Annotated in this window: 4 protein-coding genes; 1 reads left to right on the plus strand and 3 read right to left on the minus strand. The window is 41.7% G+C overall.

Annotation, left to right across the window (positions count from 1 at the left end; translation table 11 throughout):
• Positions 1-225 precede the first annotated feature (225 nt).
• Positions 226-1,626: a sensor domain-containing diguanylate cyclase gene (locus tag SK58_RS00295; protein ID WP_048219189.1), complete on the minus strand. Its 1,401-nt coding sequence runs from the start codon at positions 1,624-1,626 to the stop codon at positions 226-228.
• Between the two features lie 443 nt (positions 1,627-2,069).
• On the opposite strand from SK58_RS00295, the gene SK58_RS00300 reads away from it, so the two are divergent.
• A complete protein-coding gene (locus SK58_RS00300; protein ID WP_003860282.1) occupies positions 2,070-2,351 on the plus strand; it encodes a YjcB family protein in 282 nt (93 codons plus the stop codon).
• Positions 2,352-2,737: 386 nt separating this feature from the next.
• On the opposite strand, the gene SK58_RS00305 is transcribed toward SK58_RS00300, so the two are convergent.
• Both SK58_RS00305 and avs4 read right to left on the minus strand, forming a co-directional pair.
• Positions 2,738-5,212, minus strand: coding sequence for a DEAD/DEAH box helicase (locus SK58_RS00305; RefSeq protein WP_048219192.1), 2,475 nt, complete (start codon positions 5,210-5,212; stop codon positions 2,738-2,740).
• 721 nt (positions 5,213-5,933) lie between these two features.
• The gene (avs4, locus tag SK58_RS00310; RefSeq protein ID WP_048219194.1) at positions 5,934-10,697 is read right to left on the minus strand and encodes an AVAST type 4 anti-phage nuclease Avs4; all 4,764 of its coding nucleotides are present in this window, start codon (positions 10,695-10,697) and stop codon (positions 5,934-5,936) included.
• Positions 10,698-10,738 lie beyond the last annotated feature (41 nt).

Here is a 10,738-nt window from a genome sequence, read left to right on the forward strand (position 1 = left end):
TGAAGACCGGCTGCTTTGATAAACAGGTGATTACGTTGCATGAATCATGGGAAGTTAGCAACTGACTTTTGGTATTAAAAATCCTAAAATTCGTGATGCCGATAATATTTTCCCGTAAGCCAAACTAAAAGTATTCATTTCGTTTCTGATAAGGAAAATAATTACCCGCGACAGGTGTGGAAAATTCGCTGGCTGAAATAGCCTGCTCTTTGTTCTTATGCTGATTTATAAATAATCAGACGCCAGGACCGTTTTTCCTCTTCCCGTACGCTTGGCGTCATATAATGCCTTATCGGCACGCATCAGTATGGCAGAAGTATCCCGTTGCCCCTGACAGACTTCAACCACCCCGGCGCTGAAAGAGAGTACCAGCGTTTTATCGCCCACACGCAGCGGTTTTGAGATCAGCGCGGCACGCAGCCGGGAAGAGAGCAACGTAGCGGCCATACCATCCGTGTGCGCCAGCAGAAGAACAAACTCTTCGCCCCCCACCCGTCCCAGCGCCGACCCGGCCGGGCTCACCTCGCGAATACGGTCGCAAAAGTGGATCAATGCCGCATCGCCAACCTGATGTCCCCACCGATCGTTGATCTGCTTGAAATAATCGAGATCGAACATCAGGAGACAGAAGTGGCTACTGACATCCTGCGGCGAACTGGCTGCCAGCGCTATTTTGAGACGCTGTAAGATTGTCGAGCGATTCAGACAGCCCGTCAGATCGTCCGTGGTGGCTTTGACGGTCAGCTGCTGTTCTGCTTTTTTACGTTCGGTGATATCCAGGCCAATGTTGAGAATGGAGTTATCCGGCAAAAGGATGTTTGACCAGAGAATGGTTAACTGCGTCCCGTCTTTACGCACCGGGTGCCATTCGTACATATCCTTAAGTGGTGCGAAACGAACCGACTCCTGCACGCGCTGTCGCTCCTCAGGATCCGGGTAAAACAGGGCCAGCGGATCGGGATGCTCGCCGATTTCAGTCATACTCCAGCCAAAGACTTTTTCGCATTCGGCATTCCACAATACACACCGGTTATGCCTGTCAAAGGCGTTCATTAATACCGGAGCACGCTCAAATAAGGTTTTATATTGCGTGACGACGCGCTGCATTTCCTGCGCCGTTTTTTCCCGCACGATGATGTCATCAAAATAATCTTTTAGCTTCTCAACCAATACCACCACGATATTTTTCAATATCGGCAACGAGGTCAGTTTTTCATTAAAAGCCAAAAAGAAATAACCACTGCACTGTCTGCCATGCGCTGAGAATTTACACAGCACGCCGCTTTGCAGCCGCGCATAGCCTGGGTGCTGAGGGGAAAATACCGCCCGGCCAATATGCTCTTTCCAGTAGATCACCCGCCAGGCGCGGTGATGCCGCTGCAACAGGGTGCTGGTAAGAAAATCCGCCACGTTAAAGGCGTGACACGTCACGTCGCCGGCACAAACCACGCGCGGCCCGTCTGCGGATTCGACACTGACCCATGAGAGATTTGCCCCCAGTGCGCTGTTGATAATTTCCAGCATTTCAACCGGCGAACACTGCGCGTTGAGTTGCGGCATCAGCTTCGCCAGGGCATGCAGCGCCTGCATGCTGTCGTTAATAATCTCGCGTCTTTTTTCTTTCATTATCTTTTCGCAGGTCATTAATCGAGAGAGCAACCGCAATAATTCATATCTGAATAAAAGAATAAGACCACGAAATCAAAGAGCATGCCGAGTGTAAAACAAAGAATACAAAATCCAAAAAAGTCAATTAATTCAATGCGATGAATTATTTTTGCGGGTACATTTATTGTTCCACACAAGCATAATCCATAGATATACTGCTGTAAACGCTATACAGCCGATGGCGTTTTGCAAAGGTTTTACTATCTGGATGAAATAAAAATAAAAATTCCGACCAGACGTCGTTCTGAGCGACGACGATATATTTTCCCCGGCAATAATCCCACTTTTACCTCACGCGGATACTGGCGAATAAAACAGCAAATGTGATATAGTTCACACATCTTATGTAACGAGAAACATTGTTTCATTCCAGTTCGTCTGTTTTGTCGAGGATGGGTTTTATGGCAACCATTACCACCAGCATGGTGCTCCTGCGCTGGCCGTTGTTGAGCGCGGTTTTGATGTTCCTGGCCAGCACGTTAAACATTCAGTTTCGAAAGTCCGACTACGCAGGTCTTGCTGTGATTAGCACCCTGTTAGGGTTGGGCGCCGCATGCTGGTTCGCGACAGGTTTGCTTGGCATTACGCTGGTAGACATTGCCGCCGTCTGGGAAAACATTAAAGTGGTGATGGTTGAAGCCATGAGCCACACTCCGCCAGACTGGCCGATGGTGATTACCTGATAGCCTGTTATAAAAAAACCCAGACATTGTCTGGGTTTTTTGTTTTTCACGCGTCTGGATATCAGAACGGTTAAGTTTACCTAATACCTTGTCTATTAACACTCAATAGACAGTTGGGCCTTAGCAAACGCTTAGATAGGTTAGAAACTGAACACTTGTTTCCTAAACCGCGAACTTTTCTAGGCTCAACTGTAATGAATTTTGTAAGGTATTAATTTCATATACTTGTCAAACTTTACAGTTTAACTACCTTCGCCAATTCTGCCCGAATGCAAGAACTACTTGCATGCAACTTACCAGTTAAGGCTAGTTGACGACGGCTAGCAAGCTAAATTTAATCGTATGTCACCAAGCAACAAATGCGGGCCAAAGTAAAGTGAGTTACGTCACTTTGCACCTTGTGCTACCGTACACAAAGCCTCAATATCTTCAGCAGAAAGTTTATGATGTTTAAGTTGCTTATGAACGATTTGCGAGTCGGCATACCCACCATTACTCGCCAACGAGATTGAATATGCTTGTATCGCATTGCGCATCCTATTGAGTCCTTGTTCGTTAACTATTCGGATGTCGGAATGGGGCGATGCCGCGTGTTCAAATATGGTTTTAGGATGCACCAAGATGGGAGTCCTTGTACAAGTGTGACCGTACTTTTCATCAAACCAGACGATGGACCCATTTAACTGGTTCGTGTCATGTTTGGAGATTCTTTCTGCCAGAACAGCTCCGCTCTTGCACTCAATCACGAAATACCTCGAGTTGCCAAGAGCCCAAAGATTATCTGGTCCTCTGCCCACTAGGTCTTCTGGCCTCTCGGATCCGAAACCGAGAAAAATGCCTAATTCCTTAATGGCAGCCTCAAACCGCTTCGACCCTTCCTCTCCCCATTGTAGATCGTCTAACAACCCGTTGACCCATATGATGAGATCGTTTCCTTCGAGAAAACGCGTCATGAACTGAACGGCTGCGGCCGCTTGTCCGCTAGCGGGTGCGCTGAGACGGTGATAAGTCGTTCCTGCCAAGGGTTTAAGAAGTCGATAGTTATCGCTGAGCGCGGCCAGTTGCAGTTCCTGCGCCTGTGAAGGGTCAGTGAAATTCGTATACGCCGCTAACTGCTGCTTCAGATAGCCTTTGATCTGACGCTCGCTTGCTGCATTCACCGCTGTCTGAGCCTTATTCTTAGCAATGTCATATCGCGACACACGGGCCGCATCGAAGGCCTCCCGCAACAGGACCTGATTATCGTCAATCCGTCCCCCTTCGACAGGTGGCGCATTCACAACCGCATTACGGCCAGCCTGTACCCAGTTGTCATCTTGGGTCAGGCATAGGCCCATAATACCCTGCAGCTTCTCAAGCGATTGTCCACGCAACTGCTCCGCCACACTTTTACCGAGCTCAATCTGAGCACGAGTGGCTGAAGAAAACATCGTTTCAGCTTCGGGTTGATGGAGTCGTTGCGTCAACCTGCCACCAAGCAATAGTACGACACAATGATCGTCACTTGAACGTACACCACGACCCATTCCCTGTTCAATTCTCTGAACTTGGCGCACAAGTTGGCGTTTGGTTCCGTCTAGCAGCAACATTTCACGCCTTTCACCGAGTCCGTAAACCTCCGGCAAGCCATCAATGACGAGCAACTCACAAGCCTTTCCTGGCAAATCGATACCGTCGTATTTATTAATTAGTACGGTTAGGCCTACAAAACCGTCCTTGAGACGCTGTATTCCAGCCTGAATGTTATCTTTGTTAAGTATCTGATAAGCAGAATCTTTCCAGAATTTCGCGCGTTCTTTAGAGGGTACGATAACTACTACGTTCAGATCCTTTGCGATATCTGACACAAGTTCGCGGATCTCCTCCATTTTGAAGTCCGGATTGATCTCCTGTGGGGCAAGAATCATTCGGTCTCCAATATCTCCGCCCCCTTTAGGTCGGATCGGCTTAACTACCTCGTCCGCCAATGCCCCAAAGTGACTCACGAGGATCGTGTCGTCAGCTAAGGTGGCCGTCATATAGATTCTTCGCTGAGCAGTTGCGAAGGATGGAATGCGGTCGATCGGAATGAAATGCGGCGCGATTTCTAGTTTACCGCCGCCGAAAAGGCAGGTGCAGAGCGGGATACAATCGCGCAACAAGGGCCAACTCCATTCCAACTCTGCAGAATTCCGTTGTGCATGAAGCAACGCGATTACTTCCTTTTGTTTAGACTGCCAAGCCCAGTATGGCACTTCCATTACAATGCTAGGATCTAGAGCCTGCACGTCGAGCAGCCCAGTAGGGGACTGTTTATCCAAGTCGTTCTCAAAAAGGTTCAGAAGGTCGTCGTACACCGGTGTGCCAACATCTGCCTTTATCGAGAACTGGTCGTGGACCACGCTAAGACATGCATGTGCATCATCGACAACAACACAGCCTATCGGGATCTTTTTCTGTCCGACCCCAAAAACCGATCTTGCATTGAATAACTTCCACACATTGGCAACAAGGATGGCACGTCCAGCAAGGAAATCTGGATCCTTCTCATCGTCTGTTGCGGGAATGCCGAGCGCCTTAGCCTCATCTAGTACCTGATTGACAAGGAAACTATCGGGCGTAATGTATACTGCGGGCTTGACGTTTTCGTTGAGGGAGCTCTGCAAGCACAGCAGGCCCACCACAGTCTTACCACCGCCGGTATTCATCTTCAGCGTCAAATCTTTGGCCTGCCTCCGTGCATACCAAACGTCAAGTACGTCCGCCTGTTCATCCAATGGCCGCTTGAAACGAGCGTCTCGCTTAAGCGTCGTAAAGATTTTTCTCGGGTCAGTTTGTTTTGCACCGATACCAGCGTTCAGCTTGTCAAAGTCTAGGTTCATGTAACAATCTCAAGTTAGGATTGGGCTATGTAAGTCCCCAATATTTCTATAATGTATTACAATGACCATGCAACGAGATAGTCATTGCCCCAATTAGAACTTTAAGGCACTCCGTTTCTAGATTCATTGAACCACTACAAATTTTATTAAAACGCTACAAGATAATTCCTCCTAGAGCTAGGAGAAAATTGGGGGCTATCAATCCATAGATTGACTTGCACCACAGCTGACGACATGGAGTCTAGATGACACAATTTATGACAATACACACTTTTATCTGCTAGATAGTGATATAATATTCCATCCTATTGATATATACCGAGGTATACGTGAAAAATCAGGTTGATATCGAACTCCAGAGATTGATAAGGGCGCGGTATGACGCCGCGTTAGAAAATTGGAGCGAATGGAAATGGTTAGAAATCGGGCATGGCGTCGTCATCATATATCTCGATTAAAATTTAAGAGAAAAACATATCGAACTGCGGTGGCTAAAACAGCAAAAGTTGTAGGGAAAATTTACTGCACTCCTTGTGCTTGTTCTTGTTATTTATGTGGTAATCAAAGAACTCATCACGGATTGAACATTCAAGAGCTACGAGCCTTGCTGCGTTTCACTGATTGACTTATAAAAAATTAATCTATTAGATAACAAAAAAGGCTCCAACCTCAGGAGCCTAAATTGCTAAAGAGCTAATTAAAAACATTATCTTTTACTACATCAAAGAATATTTTCCCGTGACATATAACCAACAACAGATCCTTTTTCCACCAAAAACTCCAATATTACTAAAACCTCTTCCTTCAACTGTTTTGTTCGTCTAATTCGCTCACGCTCAGTGTTAATATACCGTCTAACCAAACATTCTAAATAATAAACTGTATCATTCTCCAATTTCTTTTCACATAACTCTTTATTAGCCGACAATATCCCTGAAAGCCAGGTTATACCTTGATTAAGATAGCAACCAGCAATATTATTCAAAGATTTAGCAAGAGAGTATAAAGTTGAAGGGCAATGACCCATAGTTTTAGAAACATCGGAAAAGAATTGACTGTTGCTATCTTTAAATGTGTGCCAACCATTAGAATTTTCTTTCCAAGAAGTTTCAGCAAAAAGATAACTTTTTAGAATTTTATCAACATACCAATACCTATCTCCATCTTTGCACAAAGTAACCACCTTATCAAAAAACAAATCCCAAACCTGCCAAAATTTGGCATAAGTATTTAATTGATCTTCGGCAAGAATAAATTCTTTAAATAATTCTGCAATAGGTTCAGAACCATTGAAACCATCAAGAAAGGGTTTTAAATAATCAGGGAGTTCACTCGCAGATGTATGAAGTGTAAAATAGGCAAATCTTTCTAAGAATGAGTGCCGTACAGCGTAATCTACTCTATCCTCCCGATCACTCGATAATAGGCTTGTAGAAAAATGTTTAACAATCAATGATACCAATTGCTTATGCTCAATATTAACAGTATTAATTGGGATCAAATGAAAAGCAGTATTCAAAATATGTAGTTCAACCTTTTCCATATCTCCTAAATGATCTATAGAAATTTTATTACCAATGACATTTGATATGCATTGTCCATAATCATTTAAGAACCTCTCATTGAGATTCGTTTTTTTGATATCATAGTCGCCCTGTCGATACCTTTCATGAATAATTTCCCTTCCGAGAGCCACATGCTTTGGCTTTAAAATCAAAAAACCAAACAATAAAGACTGCATGTCATCAAAATAGTCTTTCCATAATTTATGAATCACCATACTAGGAAATACGGAGTAACGTCCCCCTAACATTCCAGTAGGATAATCATTAAACAACGTTAATAGTAATATTATTTTGATAGTATCCCTTTCCATTGGGTAATTATGGTAAACTACAGATAAAGCTGAAATTGCAGAGGTTGTCCCATCAAGAGCCTGATAATTATAACCGTCCGACAAAGGCAACTTTGAATACGCTAAAACAATATCTTTACAGTATTCTCTTTCTTCATATGCTAGCTCGTTAAAATGCTCTAATAGCAATATAGAACAAACATCCGCTGGTATATTACTATTTAAAAGGCGGAAATCGTCATCACTGTTTTCATTAAGCTTACACATTATTTCCTTAGTCTCTTGTAAAACAACCTGCGGTTTATTCTCATACATTTCATACAGCTTGTGACGTTCATCCTTATCTCTTTTATAGCTTACCCATAGCTTCAGCGTCATATACTTCATATGTTCGGAATTTTTCTTGATTGCTTCATCACTATACTGTTTTAGCTTAGGGTCGATCTCAGGATTGAATAATATCTCAATCCCTTCATCTTTCTCCTTAGTAGTTATCTTCATCTTCCGCCGATCCATTCTCGCTAAGCAAAGCCTCCACGTTTTATCGACTTCTGTTTCTTGTGATTCATCAGGAAACTGGCTATAGTATTTATCGAAAATATCCCAAAGTACTTGTTGTCTTTCCTTAACAACTTCCTCCGTTATATTTTCACTTCTGAATATTTGATAATGCAAAGCTAGATTTTCAAGATAATTATTTCTGTGGACATCATCACAAGCCTTAATCCTATCTTCTTCGTGTAAAGTGTTTTTGTAATTTGCACCGCCAAAGCTATTCCTCAGTGAGATTAATGAACTTTTATGTGTTTTGTCTAGAATCATTCGATTCATATCAAAATGGAAGAAAGCCTTTGTTTGGAATAGCACTTTAGCTACATTGAATGACTTCTCAGGAAATGCAAGTACAATACTCGTAACTACCGCGGAGATAGAAGCTGACTTGGAATTTCTCAGCAAATAGAGAAGCCAACTTTCCAGTACTTTTGAGTCTGCATTTTTAAATTTCTCAAGGAAAAACTTCTCCAAAGCCATATGAATTGATGAGAGTAAGTAGGCAGAGACCTGTGTGCCTCGATATGAACACCATAGACGATTGCATATATATTGCTTTATTAACTTCCCGTCTTCGATAAAAACTTCAACTTCTTCAACTTCGTTTTTAGCAAAGCGGGAGTGTGCAAAACATACCGTTGTCTTGTTCGTAAAATCAAGAATGAAATCTATTGTTTTTTTGAACTGTAATTGTAGCAACCAATATATAGGAGTCTGATATGGACTTTCTGGATAATAGTCATGATGAGACCTAAATAGACCGAACTCATCTTCAATATCCATACGGTGATAACGTTCGCCTTTTTCTTTAAGTGGCCGATACCAGAACAGATCTGCCAATTGTAGAACATATTCCGGGAGAGATGCCCAAACCGGATGTGAATCTAAGTCTGTAAGGATTAAAGTCATAAGATCGAAATATGGGGTACCGTGCTCGTTCCACCTATTTTTAAGAACCTTAACTAAAACCTCTTCTATTTCAGGTTTAATCATGGCCGCCCCATGAAGAATCGCATGCAAAATATTTTTCTCATTACCCCTTCCGGATAAATAGACATCCTCCTCTACAGTCCATTGATAATATTTTAGGGCTATCAAACTAGATAATCGAGTCGTTTCACCCACTTTGTTCTTTTGATTCCACTCTTGAATCACCGGAAGTATAAAATTAATATTTCTGACGCCGATTTCATCTAAATTTTCATGGATTAATTTGATCACACTATGCCAACCAGTTCCCTTTGGCTTGGTAAGAACATATTTAATGGAAAGCAGATCAGAATTACTAACCCCTAACTGTCTCAGGAGATCGTAATCAACATCCTTGCAAGCAAGCCTAAGTAAGAAAGTTAGTCTTTTTAAAAAATTCTGGTCATTACCAAGTAAATATCGTTTAAAGAAATTAAAAAACATATCTGAGTTGTCGGAAAGAAGGACAGCTATCCATAACTCATCTTTCCAAAATTTTGATATTCCTTCCCCACAGACTATTTCGGCGATAAAAGGCTTTAATGTCTGGTCATCTAAAAGCAATCGTTCAGATATCCAATTCCGGAAACTACGGCGAACAGGAAGTGATTCTCCTATTTTTTCGAAGAACTCATTATTGTTCGCTTTACGGATATAATCGACGGAAATTTTCTTTTCTAATGCCCATTCCTCGTATATATCATGTGTAATGAAGTAACCAGCAGCTTCATAGCCGATAACTCCGTCTTTAACTAACGCATCTAAAATTTTTGTATCACATGCCGGGGAGACAAAAAATTGGCCCTCGCTAGCCCGCTGAAAAGCAGTCGCTAAGAAACACTGCTCTCGAGAAGGTTTATTTTTAACAATAATCTTATTCCAAAGCTTTTCTTTGAAGCTCACATAATCGATACTTTCATCGGTATAGAACCTCAGATATTCACTTAGATAAAATGGATTTTTGATTAGCTCTAATAATCGAACATCTTGAGGAAGGCTAAATCCATTATTATCAGATAACTCTATTAGCTCGCTGCGTTCAAGGTTCTTTATTACTAAGTTCTCAGGAGTTATCTTATAAATATCTATGAAAGCATAGTTCAGATCTGACAAGTAGTTGTTACGGGTTGTGAAAACAATCTGCCATTTATACTTTATTAAAACAGTTAGGAATTCTTTAAAAGGATCGATATTGGTCAGTTCTAAAAGCTTTTCAGCAGAATCTACGACTATGACTTTACGTAATTCGTCTTGATGAGCATTAGAGAAATCGTCTAAGCCATGCGCACCGAATAGCTCATTAATGCTGTCCTTTTTAAATTCGCTAGCCTTAAAGACATAGAAAGGAGTGCATTGTTTTTCTGCTTCATAAATTTTTTTGATAACTGCTGTTTTTCCAACTCCACCCTCTCCGCTGACGATGACAATTTTTTTCTGAACTAGATTCTCATATAGAATTTCTATGCAATGTCGTCTGTCAATTTCAATACTTCTGTCTTTGAAATCTATATTGGTTTGAATTTCATATAAAACATTTTCTGTGTGCTTGCGCTTTTCTTCTAATAAATCAAAGATGCTTTCATTGAGGGAGAAAAAATGTTTTGCAATCTTTTCATTCTCAACTATTACAAACGGTGATTCAAAAAAACTAGCAACTCTCCATACGATTTCGATACCCGACTCATATGCTTTCTGATCAACTTCAATTTTTATTTTTGGATCGTTACTATTTCCGATATTTTCCAGAGAATTATCAGCACTCTTCTCGTCTTCAGGTTCATGGGACTTTCTCCCCTGCCCCCACTCTTGATTGGTATAGAAAATGATCTTACTTAATCCTGGATAAGCCTTTTTGCTTTTCCCAATCATTTCTATAAGATCAGCTTTGTTATCCGACAATTTTGTGTCATAGAATTTAGCTTGCCAACCGATAAGTTCATTATCTTTGGTTATCGGATTAGTTTCGATACCAGATTGATTCTTATATCTAAATATACCTGCGGGTATTTTGAACTCTTGACAGAACAACAAGTAGCAAAACCACTCAAAATTATCTTGAGGATTCTCATTAAATTTAGCTTTAAAATTATCCCAGTTTGGTTTGATCATTTAATTATTCTCCTAGTTTTTTGTAAATAACTGCCCCTATA

The organism is Enterobacter sp. BIDMC93, from assembly GCF_001037805.1.
Lineage (GTDB): Bacteria > Pseudomonadota > Gammaproteobacteria > Enterobacterales > Enterobacteriaceae > Enterobacter > Enterobacter hormaechei_C.

Excerpts from the sequence above, each read along its gene's own strand:
- SK58_RS00305 (WP_048219192.1), bottom strand. The coding sequence starts at position 5,212 with ATGAACCTAGACTTTGACAAGCTGAACGCTGGTATCGGTGCAAAACAA.
- SK58_RS00300 (WP_003860282.1), top strand. The coding sequence starts at position 2,070 with ATGGCAACCATTACCACCAGCATGGTGCTCCTGCGCTGGCCGTTGTTG.
- avs4 (WP_048219194.1), bottom strand. The coding sequence starts at position 10,697 with ATGATCAAACCAAACTGGGATAATTTTAAAGCTAAATTTAATGAGAAT.
- SK58_RS00295 (WP_048219189.1), bottom strand. The coding sequence starts at position 1,626 with ATGAAAGAAAAAAGACGCGAGATTATTAACGACAGCATGCAGGCGCTG.